Origin of the sequence: Kribbella sp. VKM Ac-2569 (assembly GCF_004216905.1) — a bacterium.
In the GTDB taxonomy this organism is placed as follows: domain Bacteria; phylum Actinomycetota; class Actinomycetes; order Propionibacteriales; family Kribbellaceae; genus Kribbella.
The window spans coordinates 479,928-497,924 of record NZ_SGXJ01000004.1 but is presented as its reverse complement, the minus strand read 5'-3'; the positions used below and the strand labels follow the sequence as shown (position 1 = coordinate 497,924).

26 protein-coding genes and 1 pseudogene are annotated in these 17,997 nt (G+C 68.1%); 9 read left to right on the top strand and 18 right to left on the bottom strand.

The window, feature by feature from the left end; all coding sequences use genetic code 11:
- Window positions 1-75 precede the first annotated feature (75 nt).
- The 8 genes from EV649_RS29005 to EV649_RS28970 all read right to left on the bottom strand — a co-directional run bounded on the left by EV649_RS29005 (window position 76) and on the right by EV649_RS28970 (window position 5,687).
- Window positions 76-588, bottom strand: coding sequence for a type IV toxin-antitoxin system AbiEi family antitoxin domain-containing protein (locus EV649_RS29005; RefSeq protein WP_130386776.1), 513 nt, complete (start codon window positions 586-588; stop codon window positions 76-78).
- 118 nt (window positions 589-706) lie between these two features.
- Window positions 707-2,050: an 8-oxoguanine deaminase gene (locus tag EV649_RS29000; protein ID WP_130386775.1), complete on the bottom strand. Its 1,344-nt coding sequence runs from the start codon at window positions 2,048-2,050 to the stop codon at window positions 707-709.
- Window positions 2,051-2,052: 2 nt separating this feature from the next.
- Complete coding sequence (gene pucL, locus EV649_RS28995) at window positions 2,053-2,958, bottom strand: factor-independent urate hydroxylase (RefSeq protein ID WP_130386774.1); 906 nt, start codon at window positions 2,956-2,958, stop codon at window positions 2,053-2,055.
- 6 nt (window positions 2,959-2,964) lie between these two features.
- Window positions 2,965-3,282, bottom strand: a complete 318-nt coding sequence (gene uraH / locus EV649_RS28990; protein ID WP_130386773.1) for a hydroxyisourate hydrolase — start codon at window positions 3,280-3,282, stop codon at window positions 2,965-2,967.
- Window positions 3,279-3,773, bottom strand: coding sequence for a 2-oxo-4-hydroxy-4-carboxy-5-ureidoimidazoline decarboxylase (gene uraD / locus EV649_RS28985; protein ID WP_130386772.1), 495 nt, complete (start codon window positions 3,771-3,773; stop codon window positions 3,279-3,281). The genes uraH and uraD overlap by 4 nt, the downstream gene beginning before the upstream one ends.
- Window positions 3,774-3,859: 86 nt before the next feature.
- Window positions 3,860-4,240 carry a helix-turn-helix domain-containing protein gene (locus EV649_RS28980; RefSeq protein ID WP_130386771.1) on the bottom strand — a complete coding sequence of 127 codons (381 nt, stop codon included), beginning with the start codon at window positions 4,238-4,240 and terminating at the stop codon, window positions 3,860-3,862.
- Window positions 4,233-4,472: a thiamine-binding protein gene (locus EV649_RS28975; RefSeq protein ID WP_130386770.1), complete on the bottom strand. Its 240-nt coding sequence runs from the start codon at window positions 4,470-4,472 to the stop codon at window positions 4,233-4,235. Before EV649_RS28975 ends, EV649_RS28980 begins: the two co-directional genes overlap by 8 nt.
- A 9-nt stretch (window positions 4,473-4,481) precedes the next feature.
- Window positions 4,482-5,687: an aldolase/citrate lyase family protein gene (locus EV649_RS28970; RefSeq protein WP_241998783.1), complete on the bottom strand. Its 1,206-nt coding sequence runs from the start codon at window positions 5,685-5,687 to the stop codon at window positions 4,482-4,484.
- A 112-nt stretch (window positions 5,688-5,799) separates the two neighbouring features.
- Between EV649_RS28970 and EV649_RS28965 the strand changes: the two genes are divergently transcribed.
- The gene (locus EV649_RS28965; RefSeq protein WP_130386769.1) at window positions 5,800-6,561 is read left to right on the top strand and encodes an IclR family transcriptional regulator; all 762 of its coding nucleotides are present in this window, start codon (window positions 5,800-5,802) and stop codon (window positions 6,559-6,561) included.
- A 17-nt stretch (window positions 6,562-6,578) separates the two neighbouring features.
- On the opposite strand, the gene EV649_RS28960 is transcribed toward EV649_RS28965, so the two are convergent.
- The 3 genes from EV649_RS28960 to fgd are packed head-to-tail and all read right to left on the bottom strand — an operon-like array spanning window position 6,579 to window position 8,779.
- Complete coding sequence (locus EV649_RS28960; RefSeq protein WP_130386768.1) at window positions 6,579-7,160, bottom strand: GNAT family N-acetyltransferase; 582 nt, start codon at window positions 7,158-7,160, stop codon at window positions 6,579-6,581.
- A 28-nt stretch (window positions 7,161-7,188) separates the two neighbouring features.
- Window positions 7,189-7,764, bottom strand: coding sequence for a GNAT family N-acetyltransferase (locus EV649_RS28955; RefSeq protein WP_130386767.1), 576 nt, complete (start codon window positions 7,762-7,764; stop codon window positions 7,189-7,191).
- Window positions 7,765-7,774: 10 nt separating this feature from the next.
- Entirely contained in the window at window positions 7,775-8,779 is a 1,005-nt protein-coding gene (gene fgd, locus EV649_RS28950; RefSeq protein ID WP_130386766.1) for a glucose-6-phosphate dehydrogenase (coenzyme-F420), read from the bottom strand.
- Between the two features lie 94 nt (window positions 8,780-8,873).
- On the opposite strand from fgd, the gene EV649_RS28945 reads away from it, so the two are divergent.
- From EV649_RS28945 to EV649_RS42065, 3 genes are all read left to right on the top strand, one after another.
- Window positions 8,874-9,197 (top strand): hypothetical protein, encoded by a 324-nt coding sequence (locus tag EV649_RS28945; RefSeq protein ID WP_130386765.1) that lies wholly within the window; start codon window positions 8,874-8,876, stop codon window positions 9,195-9,197.
- Between the two features lie 319 nt (window positions 9,198-9,516).
- A complete protein-coding gene (locus EV649_RS28940; protein ID WP_130386764.1) occupies window positions 9,517-10,356 on the top strand; it encodes a carbon-nitrogen hydrolase family protein in 840 nt (279 codons plus the stop codon).
- A 37-nt stretch (window positions 10,357-10,393) separates the two neighbouring features.
- Window positions 10,394-10,894 (top strand): methylated-DNA--[protein]-cysteine S-methyltransferase, encoded by a 501-nt coding sequence (locus tag EV649_RS42065; protein ID WP_130386763.1) that lies wholly within the window; start codon window positions 10,394-10,396, stop codon window positions 10,892-10,894.
- Window positions 10,895-10,905: 11 nt separating this feature from the next.
- Here the strand turns inward: EV649_RS42065 and EV649_RS28930 are convergent, their stop codons facing one another.
- Complete coding sequence (locus EV649_RS28930; protein WP_130386762.1) at window positions 10,906-11,364, bottom strand: hypothetical protein; 459 nt, start codon at window positions 11,362-11,364, stop codon at window positions 10,906-10,908.
- A 19-nt stretch (window positions 11,365-11,383) separates the two neighbouring features.
- Window positions 11,384-12,226, bottom strand: a complete 843-nt coding sequence (locus EV649_RS28925; protein WP_130386761.1) for a DUF72 domain-containing protein — start codon at window positions 12,224-12,226, stop codon at window positions 11,384-11,386.
- 20 nt (window positions 12,227-12,246) lie between these two features.
- Between EV649_RS28925 and EV649_RS28920 the strand changes: the two genes are divergently transcribed.
- Entirely contained in the window at window positions 12,247-13,185 is a 939-nt protein-coding gene (locus EV649_RS28920; RefSeq protein WP_130386760.1) for a phosphotransferase, read from the top strand.
- Between the two features lie 90 nt (window positions 13,186-13,275).
- Here EV649_RS28920 and EV649_RS28915 read toward each other — a convergent pair whose 3' ends face one another.
- Window positions 13,276-13,650, bottom strand: coding sequence for a hypothetical protein (locus EV649_RS28915; protein WP_130386759.1), 375 nt, complete (start codon window positions 13,648-13,650; stop codon window positions 13,276-13,278).
- A gap of 66 nt (window positions 13,651-13,716) precedes the next feature.
- On the opposite strand from EV649_RS28915, the gene EV649_RS28910 reads away from it, so the two are divergent.
- Window positions 13,717-14,097, top strand: a complete 381-nt coding sequence (locus tag EV649_RS28910) for a VOC family protein (RefSeq protein WP_130386758.1) — start codon at window positions 13,717-13,719, stop codon at window positions 14,095-14,097.
- Here EV649_RS28910 and EV649_RS28905 read toward each other — a convergent pair whose 3' ends face one another.
- Window positions 14,098-14,613, bottom strand: a complete 516-nt coding sequence (locus tag EV649_RS28905; protein WP_130386757.1) for an AAA family ATPase — start codon at window positions 14,611-14,613, stop codon at window positions 14,098-14,100.
- Window positions 14,610-15,017, bottom strand: a complete 408-nt coding sequence (locus EV649_RS28900; RefSeq protein ID WP_206751591.1) for a hypothetical protein — start codon at window positions 15,015-15,017, stop codon at window positions 14,610-14,612. The genes EV649_RS28905 and EV649_RS28900 overlap by 4 nt, the downstream gene beginning before the upstream one ends.
- A 106-nt stretch (window positions 15,018-15,123) precedes the next feature.
- On the opposite strand from EV649_RS28900, the pseudogene EV649_RS42150 reads away from it, so the two are divergent.
- Window positions 15,124-15,255 (top strand): annotated as a pseudogene (locus tag EV649_RS42150) (ClpX C4-type zinc finger protein); the annotation flags it as partial.
- Window positions 15,256-15,481: 226 nt separating this feature from the next.
- Complete coding sequence (locus EV649_RS28890) at window positions 15,482-16,057, top strand: histidine phosphatase family protein (RefSeq protein ID WP_241998889.1); 576 nt, start codon at window positions 15,482-15,484, stop codon at window positions 16,055-16,057.
- Here the strand turns inward: EV649_RS28890 and EV649_RS28885 are convergent.
- Window positions 16,045-16,899, bottom strand: a complete 855-nt coding sequence (locus EV649_RS28885) for an alpha/beta fold hydrolase (protein ID WP_157996337.1) — start codon at window positions 16,897-16,899, stop codon at window positions 16,045-16,047. The genes EV649_RS28890 and EV649_RS28885 overlap by 13 nt on opposite strands.
- Window positions 16,900-16,962: 63 nt before the next feature.
- Between EV649_RS28885 and EV649_RS28880 the strand changes: the two genes are divergently transcribed.
- Entirely contained in the window at window positions 16,963-17,361 is a 399-nt protein-coding gene (locus EV649_RS28880) for a cytidine deaminase (RefSeq protein WP_130386753.1), read from the top strand.
- On the opposite strand, the gene EV649_RS28875 is transcribed toward EV649_RS28880, so the two are convergent.
- Window positions 17,347-17,991, bottom strand: coding sequence for a hypothetical protein (locus EV649_RS28875; RefSeq protein ID WP_130386752.1), 645 nt, complete (start codon window positions 17,989-17,991; stop codon window positions 17,347-17,349). The genes EV649_RS28880 and EV649_RS28875 overlap by 15 nt on opposite strands.
- Between the last annotated feature and the right edge of the window lie 6 nt (window positions 17,992-17,997).

Sequence of the window (17,997 nt, the reverse complement as noted above, 5' to 3'; positions counted from 1 at the left end):
CGCGTGCGCGGCCGGCGTTCCGCGCCACCGTTGATGCCGTCGTGCGACTGCTGCCAGGCACGCCCTGTTTGTGAGTTACATCCGGAGGGCGGCATCGGCGAGGACTACGCCGACCTCGTACGACGTCGTACACGCGGTCTCCACGATCGCGCGATCCACCGTCGTGACCTTGAGGCCGCCCAATTCGACGATCTCGTCGGCGGAGGTCGTGCCGCGATGCACCCGAACCCCTCGGCCAGAGCGGGCCCCACCGGACGCCACGCGAGTGAAGTGTGCCCTCGACAGATCGGTTCCCCAGACGGGCAATCCGTGGAGCAGCGCCGCGGATTGATGACTCACGACGACGTCACCAAGCCGTTCACTCGCCATCCGCACGTTCAGTAGGTGGATCCTCGTCGCACGCTCCCACGGCGGTTCGTCTGTCGGCCAGGCCCGCGGGTCGACGTACGAGTTGAAGCTCAACCTGATCCACTGCCCACTGCGCACGCGTTGCCGCAGCTCACTGTCGCTGTAGCCGGCTGCGAGCGCGTCCGAGCGCGTGAACCACCCGCCCCGGCCCGCCGCGATCACTTCCAATCTCCTGTTCATGCCCTAGAACGTGCACGTCTCACACGCCACGCGGACCGGCGATCCCGCAACTGTGAATAACCCCCGGGGACTGGGAACAGGCAATTGCTAGTTCCCAGTCACCGGGGGATATCGCAGGTCAGCCGAGGAGGGCGGCTTGGGTGTGCGCGACCTGGGTGGCGAGGGTTGTCTCGTCGGCGGTTTGGAGTACGTCGTGTTCTACGACGGGGCGGCCGTTCGCGAGGAGGAGGGCCAGGGGTGGGGGTGTGGAGAGGGCCAGGGCCGCGATCGGGTCGGGGATGCCGGCGTGCGGGAGAGTGGTGAGGTTCCACACGGCCAGGTCGGCCTGTTTGCCGGGTTCGATCGAGCCGATGTCGTTGGAGCGGCCCAGGATGCGAGCGCCGTCCAGGGTCGCCATCTCCAGGGCGGCGCGGACGGTCAGGGCTTGCGGGCCGCCGCGGGCGCGGGCGAAGAGCAGGGCGTGGCGGAGTTCTTCCACCAAGCTCCCGGATTCGTTGCTCGCGGCACCGTCTACGCCCAGGCCGACAGGAGAACCCGCAGCCCGGAGGTCCGCCGTACGGGCGATGCCGGCGCCGAGGCGGGCGTTGGAGCTGGGGCAGTGGGCGACGCCGGTTCCGGTGCTGCCCAGGTGCTTGATCTCCGCGTCGTCGAAGTGGATCCCGTGCGCGAACCACACGTCCGGACCGGTCCAGCCGAGGCGGTCGGCGTACTCGAGAGGCGTGCAGTTGAACGTCTCCCGGCACCAGTCCGTCTCGTCCGTGGTCTCGGCGAGATGGGTGTGCATCCGCACCCCACGCCGCCGCGCCAGCTCCGCGGACTCGCGCATCAGTTCGCCGCTCACACTGAACGGCGAGCATGGCGCGACCACGATCTGCAGCATCGAATCGGGTGACGGGTCGTGCCAGCGATCGATCGCGGCCTCCGTGGCGGTGAGGATCTCGTCGCGGTTCTCGACCACGGAATCGGGCGGCAACCCGCCGTCCTTCTGACCGCGGTCCATCGACCCACGGGCCGGATGGAACCGCAGCCCTATCTCACCCGCCGCCGCGATCTCTGCCGCGAGCAGGCCGCCACCGTCACGGGGGAAGACATAGTGATGATCGGCAACGGTCGTGCATCCGGTCCGCGCGAGTTGCGCGAGCGCCGCTCGCGCCGCGACGTACACGGTCTCCTCGGAGATCCGCGCCCACACCGGATACAGCGTCGTCAGCCACTCGAAGAGGGTCGCGTCCGCGGCGAGGCCGCGCGTAACCCATTGGTACAGGTGCTGATGCGTGTTCACGAATCCCGGCGTAACCAGGCAGCCGTGTCCGTCCACGACGCGAGCATCGTCGTACGCCGGAGCAGGTCCCGGACCGACCGCGACGATACGGTTGCCCTCGACAACCACGTGCCCGACGAACTCGCGCCGGGCCGGATCGAGGGTCGCCACGTAGGCGCCCTCGATCACGATCGTCGACATGGTCAGCAGAACCCGGGTGTCGCGTGCCAGGCGCTGCCCGCGTCGCTGGCGTCGTCCCGCGTCACGGTCGCCTCGATCAGGCCGTACGGGCGATCGGCGGCGATGAAGACCTCGCCGGGGTTCTCGACGCCGAACGGCGACAGGTCGACCAGGAAGTGGTGCTTGTTCGGCGCCGAGAACTTGATCTCGGCGACCTCCGGGTGCTGCTCGAGCACCGCCTCGCCCATGCCGTACAACGTCTGCTGCAACGCAAGACTGTGGATCGTGGCGAAGCGCGAGAGCAGCAGTCCCTTGATCTCGTCGTACGACTTGTCCCAGTCGACCTCTGTGTGGTCGTAGCGCCAGCGCGCGACCAGCGACGTCGCCAGGATCCGGTCGTTCGTCTCCGGCAGCGTCGTGTACTCGTCCTTCAGGAACCCGTGGAACTCCGACCCGGTCGACTTCAGTACGACGAGATCGCTGATCCCCGACACGACGTAGGACTTCCGCTCCGCGCCCCGGCCCTCCACGTTGACGACCGTGTTCCGCACGCCGCCGCCGGTCCGCACGAACGAGTGGTCGTGCTCCTGCCCGTCGACCTGGATCCGCTCCCAGGCGTACTCCTCGACCTCGACCCGCGCCCCCTGCGCGGCCGGCGACGCGTCCAGGAAGTGCGCGCCGAGCGTCAGCGCGTAATCCTCGATCGCTCCGATCCCCTTCTCCTTGGCGAAGGCGAACGCGGTGTTCTTCTGCGTGTCGGTCGGGAGTACGTCGGACTGGTCGCCGGTCGTGTGCGCGTCCTCGAAGTTCCCGCGGAGCGCGGTCGACACGTTCAGGTCGCGGATCTGGTGGCGAGGCGTGTCGCGGTAGATGCGGACGACGCGGTTCTCGGCTTTGCCGTACTGGTTGGCTCCCAGGTGGATGGCCATCTGAGGTCAGCTCCCTCGGTAGGTGGAAAACGCGAACGGGCTGAGCAGCAACGGGACGTGGTAGTGCCGCTCGTCGGCGACCGTGAAGGTCACGGAGACCTCGGGAAAGAAGATGTCCTGGCCGGTGGATTCCGCGTACGCCGCGACGTCGAACCAGAGCCGGTACGTTCCCTGCTCCAACGTCGGCGCGAGCTCCCCGATCCGCCCGTCGTCGTCCGTCGTACCGGTGGCTTCGAGAACGTCACCCCGGTAGAGCCGGACCTGGACGTTCCGCGCCGGTCGCCCCAGCGCGGTGTCGAGGATGTGCGTGGACAGGGAACTCATGCCGCCACCACCTTGCTCAGCCGGAGCAGCGCGATCTTGCGCAACTCTTCGTGTACGACGGTTGCCTCGGTCGCATCGTCGTGCGTGAGACGGGTCCGCAGACTGTCCAGCATCTGCGCCGCCGACAGCCCCGTGGCGCAGATCAGGAACACCCGGCCGAACCGCTCTTCGTACCGACGGTTGCCGTCGGCAAGCTCCTGCCGGACGCCGGCGTCGTCGCCGACACCGGACTGCTCGTTCCGCGACCAGGCGGCCTCGGTGCCCGCGCCCTGCGGCCGGTCACCGATCCGCGGATGCGCCTGAAGTGCACGATCGACCTCGTTGTCGTCGAGCTCCCGGAGCGACTGGTCGGCGACCGCGGTCAGCGCGGCGAGATCGCCGTACGGCCGCTTGGCCAGGATCGCGTCGACCCAGCGGGGCACGTCGCAGCAGGCCGCCAGCGCCGGCCGGAGCCGGTCGGTCGGAGCGGAGTTGAACTCCTCCAGGTCCACGGATCACACCTTCTCGAATCCCGAAATCGACTTTCCGTATGACGAGAGTGGCAGCTGCCGCGCTTGCCGTCAACAGTTTGTTGAAATCAGCGAGCGCGGTTCAGGTAGTTGTAGACGGTGAAGCGCGTGACGCCGAGCGCCTCGGCGACGATCTCGGCCGACTTGCGGTATTCGAAGGCTCCGCGCGCCTCCAGCAGCAGCACGGCCTGCTGCTTGTCGTGCCGCGACAGGTCGCGCAGCGGACCGCCCAACTCCTCGGCGACAGCGGCCAGCAGACTCTGCACGCCGCCCTCCTTCTCGGACGCCTTAGCCGGAGCTGGAGAGGGCAGGCGTACGGCGACCACGGGCTTGCCGTCCCACTCAAGCGTCACGTCGTCCGTGCGGGCGTCCGCTGCGTCGACGAGTTCGGCGTTCAGCCGCTCGACGAGTGGCGCGATCGCCTGCACCAGCGGGTGCTGCTCAGGCATCGCGCCGTACCTGCAAGGTCACCTGGCTCGCGCCGCCGGCGAACGCCGCCTCGAGGACCTTCGGGAGCGCCGGGAGCAGGAGATGCTGCTCGCCGCTGACCTGCGTACCGAGCGGGCCGAACTCGCAATCGAGCCCGGCCGCTTCCGCCGCCCGCAACGCCTCAGTGGCGTGCGCGGGCGGCGCCCCCTCCACATCGAAGGGTTCCGTGGTGAACTCCGCAACCAGTCGCATGCCGCGAGGCTAGGGCATGGGGGCTGCTCTGCGCGCCAGCCTGGCGAGGTCGTTGTCGTCGAACTCTGACGTCTCGATCGCGCCACACTCGATGCCGCGCAGTACGAAACCGGCGAGCGCGGCAGCCGTTGCGGGCTCGTCGAGGTAGCCGGATTCGCCGTCACCCAGGTACGCGCGGAGGCGTTGGGCAGCCTGGTCGAAGCCTTCCCGGTAGAACAGGTACGTCGCCGCGTAGCGGGTCGGGAGTTGGGCAGGGTGCATGTCCCAGCCCTGGTAGATGCCGCGCGCGAGCGAACGACGTACCAGCCGGAAATGCAGGCGCCAGGCGTCGTGGACCGCGTCGCCGACCGGGAGAACGTTGGTCGAACCATCGGAGACGAACACGCCGGTGCCGGCCGCGGCCAGCTGCATGACGTCCTTGGCGTGGTCGGCGACCGGATGCTCCATGCTCTGGTACGCCGCCGCGACGCCGAGCGAGGCGGAGTAGTCGTACGTGCCGTAGTGCAGACCCGTGACGCGTGCGCCGCCGGCCTTGATCATCCGGGCGATCAGCGCGGTGCCGTCCGCGCCGAGGATCGCCTGCGGGGTCTCGATCTGGATCTCGAACCTCAGCGGCGGCAACGAGCGTTGGCGCTCGATCGTTTCGAGCACGAGCACCATCGCCTCGACCTGCTCGACCGACGTCACCTTCGGGAGCGTGATGACGAAGCCGTCGTCGATCGCGCCCAGGTGCTTGAGGAAGAGGTCGAGCGTCCGCACACTGCGACGCCTGGTCGGCGCTTCCAGGGACTTGATCCGCAGGCCCTGGTACGGCGTCTGCTTGCTGGTCGCGAACACCTGGGCGGCCGCGATCGCCGCGGCATCCTCCTCGTCGTCCGGCCGGTTGCCGTAGCCGTCCTCGAAGTCGACACGGAGGTCCTCGATCGGCTCACGCTCGAGCTTGGCCCGCACGCGGTCGTACACGTCGTCCGCGAGTTCGCCGGGCAGATCCAGCACCTTCGCGAACTCCTCGGCCGATCCGCCGTACTCGTCGAGGGCTGCCCGCGCCTGCGCACCCCAGTCCTCCACCGTGCGTACGTCGTACCGGTCGGCCGGAACGTACACGGTGTGGACCGGCTGCCGGACCCCGCGATCGCCGCGATAGTCCGCGGTCAGCGCCGCATCCGCGGCCGCCAGCCGCCGGTCAAGCTCGGTCACCAGATCATCCAGGCTCACTGCCGCCTCCTTTTCCGTATTGTGGAGACTAATATCTACCTTGCGGAAGACACAAGCACTCGCGTTTCCGGGATCTGGCGCTAAACTTCCGTGATCCGGAAAGGTGGTTGTCATGGTGGAGACGAACGGCAAGGGACGCACCGGCAGCGTGCAGTCCATCGAGCGGGCCTTCGGGCTGCTCGAGACGATGGCCGACGCGGGCGGGATGATGGGCCTGTCCCAGCTGGCCGCGGCCTCCGGCCTGCCGCTGCCGACGATCCACCGGCTGGTTCGCACCTTGGTCGACCTCGGCTACCTGCGTCAAGAGCCGTCGCGGCAGTACATACTCGGACCGAAGCTGATCCGGCTCGGGGAGAGTTCGTCGCACATGCTGAGTGTGTTCGCCCGGCCGCATCTGGCCCGGCTCGTCGACGAGCTCGGCGAGTCCGCCAACATGGCGATGCTCGACGGCGACCAGATCGTGTACCTCGCGCAGGTCCCGTCGCGACACTCGATGCGCATGTTCACCGAGGTCGGCCGCCGCGTCCTTCCGCACTGCACCGCGGTCGGCAAGGCGATCCTCGCCCAGTACCCCGACGCCGAGGTCCGCGACCTCCTGCACCGCACCGGCATGCCCAAACACACCGACAACACGATCGTCACCCCCGACGTCTTCACCACCCAGCTCCACCAGGCCGCGGACCTCGGCTACGCGATCGACGAAGGCGAACAGGAAGTGGGTGTTCGCTGCGTCGCAGTCGCCGTCCCCGACGCACCCACTCCCCTCGCCATCTCCATCTCCGGCCCCGCCGGCCGCATGACCGAATCCCTCGTAGAACAAGCCATCCCCCTACTGGCCCAAGCCGCCAAGTCCCTCTCCGACGACCTGCACTAACCGGCCGGCGGTTGGAATCAGGTGTCGGTGTGGAGGCGGCCGTGGAGGTGCCAGTCGTGCCAGCCGTCGGCGTGCATGATCGCCTGCCGGAGTGTTCCCTCGTGGCGGTATCCGGTGCGCTCGGCGACCCGGCACGACGCGGTGTTGGTGGTGGAGTGGTGGATGTTCAGCCGGTTGAACCCGATCGACCCGAAAGCCCAGGTGGACAGGGCCTCGACAGACCTCGCGGCGACCGCTCGTCCTCGGGCCGCCGGGGTCACCCAGTACGACAGCGCGGCTGAACCTTGGGTCAGGGAGATCTCGCGCAACCCGACCTGACCCAGCGGCTGGTCATCTCGATCGACGACTGCCCAGCTCGCCGCGGTCTCGGCGTCCCACCGGTCGACCCACTGTCCGACCCACTCGCCTGCCTCCTCGAGAGTGTCGAGCCGACGGACATGCCAGCGCTGAATGTCGGGACAGCCGAACGCGGTCCGCACCGAGTCCGCGTCCCGCCCTTGCCACGGTCGCAGCAGCAGCCCGTCGTTTGTCACCAGCCGCGGCTGCGCCGCATCCCGCAACGCACCCTGAGCCAGAACCGCATCCACAAGCAGAGGCATTCCGCGATGCTAGTGCGCGGTCAAGAGGTCAGGGGGCGTAGGTGCGCCATTGTTCGGTGAGTTCGTAGCCGAGGGATTGGTTGGCTTGGAGGCTGGCTTGGTTGGCGGCGGCTCCGCCGGTGCTGAAGCGGGTGATGCCGATGTCGAGGAAGGCGAGGATGGAGGCGGCCTTGACGGCCTGGGCGACGCCGCGGCGGCGGTGGGTGGCGAGGACCGAGGTGAAGGCGGTGTCGCCGAAGCCGTCCTTTTCGCGCATCACCGTCGCGCCGACCAGCCGGTTGCCGTCGAAGGCGCCGAAGACCCGGTTCTCCGGCCAGAGCCCCGCGACGTCGGCGAACTCTCCGACCACGCGATGGGTCGCGGGCGTGTAGGGATAGTCCGCCTCGTTCGCCTTCTCCAGCGCATGCAGATCCGCGGCAGACTCGGGCCCGAGTTCGCGGAGCGTGAGTCCGCCGGCGGTAACCCGGCGTACGGCGGACTCCAGCAGCTCACGGTCCGGTTCGAACAGCCGGACCGCCCAGGACTCGGCGACCACGCGATACCCGGCTGCTTCGAGCTCGGCGCACCGCGGGTCGCCTTCCTGAACGATCTCGTATTCGGCCACGGGGTGATTGTCAGCCCAGTTTGCGCAGCAGCGGAAGGACATCCTCGGTGAACTGGGTGAGGAAGCGCTCCTGGTCGTTCCCCGGACCGTGTACGACGAAGTGGTTGAAGCCGGCGTCCAGGTACGGCTGGAACTGCTTCACGACCTCCTCCGGGTCCGACGCCACGATCCACCGCTTCGCAACCTGCTCGATCGGCAGCTCGTCGGCGAGCCGCTCCATCTCGGTTGCACTGGTCACGCTGTGCTTCTGCTCCGGGGTGAGCGACAGCGGCGCCCAGAACCGGGTGTTCTCCAGCGCCAACGCCGGGTCGCGGTCGTACGAGAGCTTCACCTCGAGCATCCGGTCGACGTCCTCGAACTTCTTCCCGGCCTTCTCGGCACCTTCGCGAACGGCCGGGATCAGCTTCTCGGTGTAGAGCTCCATCCCCTTCCCGGACGTCGCGATGAACCCGTCACCGACACGCCCGGCGTACTTCGCGACGAGCGGACCGCCCGCGGCGACGTACACCTTCAGCGGGGTCTCCGGACGGTCGTAGATGAACGCGTCGACGGTCTTGTAGAACGGCCCCTCGGAGCTGACACCGTCCTTCGTCCACAGGTCGCGGATCAGCTGAACGGCCTCCCGCAGCCGAGCGAACCGCTCCTTGAACTCGGGCCACTCCATCCCCGACACCGCGATCTCGTTCAGCGCCTCGCCGGAGCCGACGCCGAGCATGACGCGCCCCGGGTACAGCTCGCCGAGAGTCGCGAACGCCTGCGCGATCACCGCCGGGTTGTACCGGAACGTCGGCGTCAAAACCGACGTACCGAGCAGCACCCGGTTGGTCCGCTCGCCGACCGCCGCGAGCCAGGCGAGCGCGAACGGCGCGTGGCCGCCCTCGTGCCGCCACGGCAGGAAGTGGTCCGACACGGTCACACTGTCGAGCCCGAGCTCCTCGGCCCGAACGGAGTACTCCACCAGATCCCGCGGCCCGAACTGCTCCGCCGAAGCCTTGTACCCGACCCGAATACTCACCCTCTGCTCCAAACGTCGTCTGCGCGTACTCCGGAAGACAACCGCGCCCAGGTCCGACTTTATGCCGCCCGTGGTCGCGCTAGCATCCAGAGTCGTGAATGCAAGTGAAGCCCGAGTGCTAGGTCTGATCGGTACGACGTTCCGCGCAGCGCAGCTGCCGACGATCCAAGTCACGGTGCCGGCCGCACTCGCGGAGCGGGCTGTCGCCGCGTGGCAGCGGGACGCCGAAGAGGCCGTACCGGAGCCGGAGCGCCCGGAAGATCGGGTACGTCGCCAGCGCGCCGGGACGCTCGCGCTGATCGGTCTCACGATCGCCAAACGCGGACATCTGGACGCCGACGGGAACACCGTCGTCGACCTCAACCCGGAGCTGGTCGGGGTCGCGATGGACGCGGCCGACGACGTACATCTGCGCTGACGGCACGCCGTCGTGCTTGGTTGACTCTGCTGGTGACGGTCGGCGAGGATGTTGGTCCGGCGCGGCCCGCGCCTCACCTTCGTCGACCGGCCCCAGCGCGGTCACAGTGAGAAGGCAAAGGGACTTCCTGTCTCGGGCCGCTCGTCCTGGTCTGCCGCCTCGACGGGATCGCTGGGGGATCACGTGCGAGTGCGTGGAAGGCCAGATGACAGCGCACAGGAACTTCAAGCAACGGGTACGAGCCCGCGCCGCGAAAACCGGCGAGTCCTACACGACTGCCCTCCGGCACTTCCGTCCGACTCCACAAGGAGAACCAGACATGCCGGAAGAAACCACACTGCGGGTCGCCGTCGTCCAGTCGACAATGCGCCACGACCCGACGAACGCCGACGAGCTGCGCGCGGGCGGTGCCGAACTCCGCGACTTCATGAGGCAGGCGGCTGCGGCCGGCGCCCGCCTGGTGCACTTCACCGAGGGCGCGATCTGCTTCCCGAGCAAGCAGATCATGTCCTCGCTCGGCCCGGACGAGGTGGGCGCCTCCGACTGGACCAAGGCACAGTGGTCGGTGCTGCAATCCGAGCTCGACCAGATCAACGCACTCGCACGGGAGCTCGGGATCTGGGTGGTGATCCCCTCGGTGCACCACCTGCCGGAGGGGCGCCCGCACAACAGCATGTATGTCGTGTCCGACCAGGGAAAGGTTGTCGCCCGGTACGACGAGCGCACGCTGTCGACGACCAAGGTGAAGTGGATGTACACGGCCGGAAAGCAGCCGGTGACGTTCGACGTCGACGGGTTCCGGTTCGGGCTCGCGCTCGGACTGGATGTGCTGTTCCCGGAGCTGTTCGTGGAGTACGACGGGCTCGGCGCCGACGGCGTCCTGGTGTCCTACGCGACACACCGCGTCTCGGGGCATGAGCACATCGCGGTGCAGGCGCGTGGGTGCGCAGTGAACAACACGTCCTGGATCAGCCTCGCCGTACCGGCGAACCCGGAGGCGGGGCTGACGGCGGGCGTCGTCGATCCCCGAGGCGAGTGGGTAGCGCAGGCCCCACTGGATGGATCGCCGGCACTTGCGGTGGCCGACGTGCACCACGCCGAGACGACGCAGATCGGTCGCGACTTCCGTCGTCGTACGCGGGAGCGCATCAGTTCGTAAGCCCTCACAGGTTCGGGTGCTGACGCGTTCTATCTGTATGAACAGGCATGCGGTGGTCAGCACCCGGATCGGGGAGCTCACGGTGGTGGTGTCGGAGGACGTGCTGGTCGGCGTCTACTTCCCGCACCACTGGGTGAAGCCGACGGCGGAGACGCTGGGTGAGCGGGTCGAGGCGTCCGACCCGCTCATCGCGGTCGTCGTCTCGCAGTTGGAGGAGTACTTCGGCGGCTCGCGGCACACCTTCGAGCTGCCGACCCGGCTGGAGGGCGAGGAGTTCCAGCGGCGGGTCTGGTCGGTGCTCGAGGAGATCCCGTACGGCGAGACGACGACGTACGGCGAAATCGCGGCGCGGCTCGGGGAGCCGGCCCACGCGGCGCAGGCGGTGGGGAAGGCGGTCGGGCAGAACCCGTTGTCGATCGTCGTCCCGTGCCACCGGGTGATCGGGAAGAACGGGTCGCTCACCGGGTACGCCGGCGGATTGAAGCGGAAGCAGTTCCTCCTGGACCTGGAGGAGCCGGTCGGCGCTCGACTGTTCTAGTTGCTTTGTAACTAGTCCTTTTGTGACAGGTCGCCGATCTGGGCGGCGTACCAGTCGAGTTCGGTGAGGTGCTCCGCGATCTGACGGAGGGTCCAGTTCGGGGCGCGGTCCTTGTCCCATTCGGCCGGGCCGAGGGCGGCGTACCGCAGAGCGAAAGTCCGCCCGAGGCGTTGCAGTCGCTGCTCGGCCTCGCGGACATCCTCCTCGGTGAACGGCGCGAGGTCCGCGGCGGATGTGAGTGCGCTCGCGTGCCACTCGTCGGGCTGCGTCGGTACGCCGGCCAGCAGCGCCTCGACCTCGGCCAGGTGATCGATCAGGTGGTCGGCGATCCGGCGAACCGCCTTGTGCGGCGTGAAAATGCGGTCGTCGTCGGACGTCCGCGGTTCGCCGTCCCAGGCCGGCCAGGTGACGATGAGTTTGAGAGACCGTTCGACGGCTTGCTCGACGAGTTCTCCGGGGTTCTGTGTCATGTGGCCGACGCTAAGGCCGTCACACTTCGTCGGCGGCCGAACTGATCCCGAGGCGATCGGCCAGCCGCTCGGCGTCGTACGGCGCGTGCACCTTGGCGTCGTTGTCGAAGTACACGAACGTGTCGCACTTCCAGGAGCGGATCTTGCGCGCCCAGCGGCCGAGCGACTTGTCGTCGTACCCACTCACGTAGAGCTCCTCGGCGCCGTGCAGCCGGACGTAGGCGAAGTCCGCGGTGACGTCGCCGAACATCGGCCACTTGCCGGCGGTGTCCGCACAGACCAGCGCGATGTCATGTTCGCGGCAGAGCTCGATGAATCCCTTGGTCTTGAAGCTGTCATGACGTACTTCGATCGCGTACCGCAGCTGCCCGTCGACCTTCGGCTCGAGCAGTGCGCGGCCCTTCATCCGCTCGTCGTGCCGCTTGGCGACCTCGGCCGCTTCGGCTGTGGTCCGTGGCAACTGCGCGAAGAAGCTCGCACATCGGTCGGCGTCGTACTGGAAGTTGGGCGGCAGCTGCCACAGCACCGGGCCGAGTTTGTTGCCTAGCGCAAGAACTCCGGACGCGAAGAAGTTCGCCAGCGGCGCATCCACGTCGGCGAGTCGCTTGAGGTGCGTGACGAACCGCGGGCCTTTGACCGAGAACACGAAGCCCTCGGGCGTCTCGTCGTACCAGCGCTGGTACGACGTCGGTCGCTGGAGGGAGTAGAACGAGCCGTTCAGTTCGATCGAGTTCAGCCGGGACGACGCGTACTCGAGTTCGGCGCGTTGCGGCAGCCCGTCGGGGTAGTAGACCTTCCGCCACGGCGGGTAGCGCCAGCCCGAGATCCCTACTCGGTACGGGGAGTCCGGCCAGCGCGTCATCCCTCGATTATGGTCCCGGCATGGACATCAACCGCGGCGCGTATCCGGACGCGTTGACGCCTTGGGAGGATCCGTCGTGGCGTACGGCGGCGCTCGGTTGGCTGGATGCCCGGCTCGACGAGCTCGACGTCCGCGAGACCGGACCGCGTCAGGTTCGGGTCCGGCCGTGGTCGGTGCTCGTCCGGGTCGAGGCGGCGGACCCGGTGTGGTTCAAGGCGGCGTCGCCCGGGAGCGCGTTCGAGGCCGGGTTGGGCGAGGCGCTGTCCCGGTGGACGCCCGAGCACGTCCTCACGCCGTACGCCGTCGACGCCCAGCGCGGGTGGTCACTACTGCCGTCCGGCGGGTCGGTGCTGCGCGGTCTCGGGGCTGGGCCGCGTGAGTGGGAGGAGGCGTTGACGCAGTACGCCGACCTGCAGCGGGCGCTCGTACCGCGGGCGGAGGAACTGCTGCGTCTCGGCGTACCTGATGCTCGAATTGATGGGCTGCCGACGGTCTTCGACGATGCTGTCGCTGGGAACGAGACGTTGGATGCGGCGGACCGTGAACGGTTGCGGGTGTTCCGGCCGCGGTTGGTCGCGTGGTGCGAGGAGCTGGCTGCGATCGGCGTACCGGATTCGCTGGATCATGCCGATCTGCATGACGGTCAGATCCTGGTTGCTGGGGCTGGGCGGTACACGTTCTTCGATTGGGGCGACGCGAACGTCGGGCATCCGTTCTGCAGTCTGCTGGTTGCGCTCGAGCGCGCCGCCGAGGAGCACGGTCCGGAGGTGATGGCGCGGTTGGAGGACGCATACCTCGAAACATGGACCGGCCACACGCTGCCCGACCTCCGCCGCGCGGCCGACCTCGCCCGCCGACTCAGCCAGCTAACACGCGCCGGCTCCTGGGCCCGCCTCTTCCCGACTGCGGCCCACATAGGCGACCCCGAACGGGCCGCCGCACTCCTGCGATTGCTCTGAGGCGGACCGCCAGGCCATCACAATTGCCGCGATCGCCCGCGCTCACGCCTGACTACGCCGGGGGCGGCGCGATTGTGATGTGCTGGCGGTTCAGGTCGGGATCCAGGTCGGCCACCACGGCGGGACGTTGCCGGGGCAGGTGCCGGGTGAGGCGGCCGGGGTGCCTTGCCAGGAGAACAGCGCGAGGTCGGCGATCGCGATCGCGATGGAGGCGGCGATCAGCGAGAACAGGAACGCCTTCCCGGCGTACCGGAAGACGATGTTGAACAGCACGAGGTTGACGATCAGCGCGATCGGTACGCCGAGGAACAGCAACGTCAGCCCGTTCGGCACGCTCCCGGTGACGTCTACGTTGCACGCCTTCCACGCCCGCGACGTGAGCACCACCAGCCCGAACGCCGTCCCACCACCAACCACCACCGCAAGGAACGACTCCCCCTTGCTCCCCTTCGCACCAAACGCCATGAGGATCACGGTAAGTGATCCACCAGCCCACTTCACCCCACCCGGCGGGTACACCAGACTGCCCGGATGGACATCAAGCACCGGATGATCGTCTTCGACGCCGCCGACATCGAGGCCGAGAGCAGCTTCTGGGCGACGTTCCTCGACGGCACTGTCGACAGGTGGAGCGATCGCTGGCACGCGATCTGGGTCGACGGCGGGTGGGCGCTCGGGGTTCAGCACGCCCCGGACCACGTACCACCTGACTGGCCGGACGGCACGCCACAGCAGATCCACCTCGACTTCTACTTCGAAGGCGTCGAGGCCCACGCCACCGCAAACGATCGAGCGCTCGCCCTCGGCGCCCGCCTCCTCAAACCCGCCGACGATACCTCGGCAGCCCGCGGCGTACAGGTCTACGCCGACCCAGCAGGCCACCCATTCTGCCTCTGCTGGGTCCCGGGTTAGTCAGCGAATACCGAGCGCGTCGAGTACGCGGTCCGTGACGTCGGGGATCGGGGCGTTCGCGTCGACCAGGAGAGCGCCGTACCGGCTGTTGTCGGCGTCTACGTGCGCGTGCCACGCGAGCACGCGCTCCAGCTCCGGGCCGCTCGATCCGAATGCGCCACGCCGACCCACGAGTCGTCGGCGCAGCGTCGCGGCGTCGACGCTGAGGCTGATGACCGTGTCGAACAGGTCCCAGATCTCGTTGTCGTTTCCCACCGTCCCGCAGATGAATGCGACCCCATCGGCCTCGTCCGCGATCCGCCGCACGGTCTCGGCCGGCAGGCGGTACTTGTTCTCGGCGAACCAGGCGTCGTCGCGGTACGGCGGCATCCGCACCTCGGCCCTCGTCCCGTTCTCGAACCACCGCGCCAGCCCGTCCGCGTCAACGTCGTACACGGCAAACCCCCGCCGCCGCAGCTCCTCGCCCACGGCCGTCTTCCCAACCCCGGAGGACCCCGTCAGATACACCAACCTCATGGCAGCTTCGGGCGGAGCCACATCATCGAGGTGACGTCGAGGTCCTCGTGCGGCACGACGACCACCTGATGCTCGTCCTCGTAGAGCACCCGGCCCGGCGCGGCCGACTCGTACCGTTCGCACGGAAGGTTGTGCGAGGCAAGGATCGCCAGATACCCGGGGATCGGCTCCATCAGGAACACCGCCGACGTCTTGAACCACGAAGCCGCCAGCAGGTTGTCCGCATAGACGGTCGGGTCGACGCTCGCCGGATTCGTGTGCGTCGCGTCGTACCAGTCGTTCGTCGTACGCCGGAACCGTTCCTCCTCCGCACTCAGATACCCCCGATTCCCGAGCATGTTCACCAACCCGAAGATCCCGATCCGCCGGCCCCGCCGATCCGGCACCGGACTCTGATACCGCACAAACAAATCCACCCCGCAGATTCTGCCTCGCCCGTTGACCCGTCGGGTTGTCAGGTTTAGCCTGACAGGCGTGTCAGGGAGACCCTGACAGACTGGAGGGTTGGAGATGCCGGACAACGTGTTGCGGTGTTCGTTCTGTGGGAAGACCAAGGACGAGATCGAGCGGTTGATCGCGGGGCCGGGGGTGTTCATCTGCAACGAGTGCGTGGACCTGTCGGTGCAGGTGATCAACGAGCAGCCGATTCCGTCGTTCCCGCCGCTGGACGGGAAGAGTGACGAGGAGTTGCTGGCCGACATGGTGCGGCTTGACAAGTCGCGCGGGCAGGTCGAGGCCGCCGTACAGGATCGGGTACTGCGCCTGCGTTCCCGCTCGGTCACCTGGGCCCGGATCGGCGAGGCCCTCGGCATCAGCCGGCAGTCCGCCTGGGAACGCTTCTCGGGCGAGGAGTAGGCGATTGACTCGGGTGTTGCTCGTTCGGCACGGGGAGGTCGACGGCAGTCAGCTGAACGCGGAGGGCTGGTGGGGGCCGGCGCGCGATCTGTCGCCGTTGTCCGCGAGAGGGATCGAGCAGGCGAAGGAGGCTGGGCGGCGGCTCAGGGACTGCGGGGCGCGGCGGATTGTGGCTTCGCCGATGACGCGGGCGATGCAGACCGCGAGCCTGATCGCGGCGGAGACACGGCTTCCGTTGACGGCGGTCGAGTTCGATCTTCGCGAGTGGCTTCCAGATGCGACGCTCTCCTGGCGTTCGGCGGAGGCGATCGCGGCAACCGGCGACTTCCACCGTCACGGCGGCGAGTGGCCGCCGGGCGAGACGCGGACGTGGGAGCCGCAGTCGTCGGTACGTCGACGCGCGCTCGGAGCGCTCCATCGACAGGCCGCCGTCGACGACGAGCCGTTCGTTGCTGTGTGCCACAGCATGGTGATCGAGGCACTCACGCACGCCCGCCACGTCGAGTTCTGCGGCGTACACGAGATCAACTTGCAGGACGCCGTACAGCCTGACCCCGCTGAGCCGTTCCTGCCGCGTCAGTCCGCTTGAAGGAAGGCGGCGATCTCGGCGGCGTACCGCTCGGGCTCCTCGACGTTCGGGAAGTGGGCGCTCTCGTCGAACACGCGGAGCTGCGCGCGCGGAAGGCGGGTGGCCAGGTCACGGCATGCGTCGACGCCCGCGTTGCGATCCCAGAAGCCGATCAGCACCAGGACCGGCATGTCGAGCGCGGCGAGCTCGTCGGCGAGCGGCACTGGCCGCGGCGGTTCCTTCGCCAACGCGGCCGCCATCTCGCCCGTGTTGATCAGGCCGCTCTCCGCCCACAGTTCGCGGACCCGCCGGGCGGCCGCGGGCTGATGGAACAAGAAGCGATCGATGGTCGGTCGGTCGACGACGTCCCAGACGGCGCGCGGCCCCGATTCCGCAACCGCCGTACGGATCGCGGCCCGCATCTCGTCGCTGGTGGCGACCGCCTCGAACCCGGATCCCCACGGCGACGGAGTGAGCGGGCCGGCCAGCGCGGTGCCCTGGAGGATCAGCCGGTCGACCCGGTCCGGGTGCGCGACGGTGTACTCGGCCGCGAGGTCCCCACCGAACGAGATGCCGAGCAGCGTGATCCGCGGTAGCTCAAGATGCCGCCGCAGCTGTTCCAGATCGTCGACCAGCAGCGGTACGGCGTACCTCCCGTCCTGATCGCTGCGGCCGGAGCCGCGCTGCTCGTAGTACACAACCGGCCCGAGTTCCTCGAGCAACGGGCCCGTCAGCTGCTCGAAGTCGTAGATGAACCCGCCGGGTCCGCCATGTAGGACGACGATCGGCGTACCCAGGTGTGGATCACCGACGACGCGCACCCAGTGCCGCACCCCGTTGAGCACCACGTACGACTCGGCCACCACCGCAGTCTCACACGCAAATCCGGTGGTTTCACTGACGCTAGCGTTGCTAGGTTCTCGAGGGTGATCAACGACGAACTCATCGATGCGGCCGCGGCCGTGCTGCATCCGTATCACGTCGACGATCGGATCTTCGGCGATGTGGCGTCGGCGCTGCTCACCGACGCCGGCAACGTGTACGTCGGCGTGTGCATCGACACCGCGTCCGGTACGGGATTCTGCGCCGAGCACGCCGCCATCGCCGCGATGGTGACCGCGCGCGAGTACAAGATCGCGAAGATCGTCGCCGTCTGGCGCGGCGACGGCCCGCTGCACGTCGTCGCTCCGTGCGGCCGCTGCCGGGAGTTCATCCGTCAGATCGACCCGTCGAACCTCGACACCGAGGTGATCCTGGGCAGGCGCCGTACGACGCCCTTGCGCACCCTGCTGCCCGATCCCGACTGGTCGTCACCGCTCGACTGAACGCAACCAAGGGTGCCCGGGGATCATCTCGCGTAACCAGATCTGCTTGCCCTCCGCAAGCATCGGCCACACACGAGCGAAGTCCTTCTCGTCCTTCGTACGCCGCTTCCGCGCCTTGAACAGCAGGACGATCTCAGGATTCAGATACCGGATCTCATCATCCGCCACCCACGTGACCTCGTCGATCGGGCCCGTGTGATCCGGCACGAACTTGTTCGTCCACAGCCCGTCGCGATCCGGTGTCAGCGGCAGATCGAGTACCCACGGAGCATCGCCGTCTTCGCGTACCCACAGCTGACTCGCCGAGTTGAACACCTCCGGGTGCTGGTGCGTCAACGGCCGCATGTCGCCACCGGCCAAGTTCCACAGATGCCACTGATCGCCTACGTGCTCGCGGAGCGCAGGTACGTCGGACGCGAGGATTGACACGTCGACGTCATCGTGCTCACGACGTACGCCGGTAAACGCATCCACGGCCCACCCGCCGACCACCCACCACGGCCGCTCGAAACCGTCCATGAACGCCGCCGCTTGAGCCAGATCGAACGGCTCCCAACGCCCGTAAAGGCGAGCCCAGTACTGGGCCTCCTCAGCTTCGGCCGCCGATCGCACCACCGGCTCGGGAGTCATGTCCGC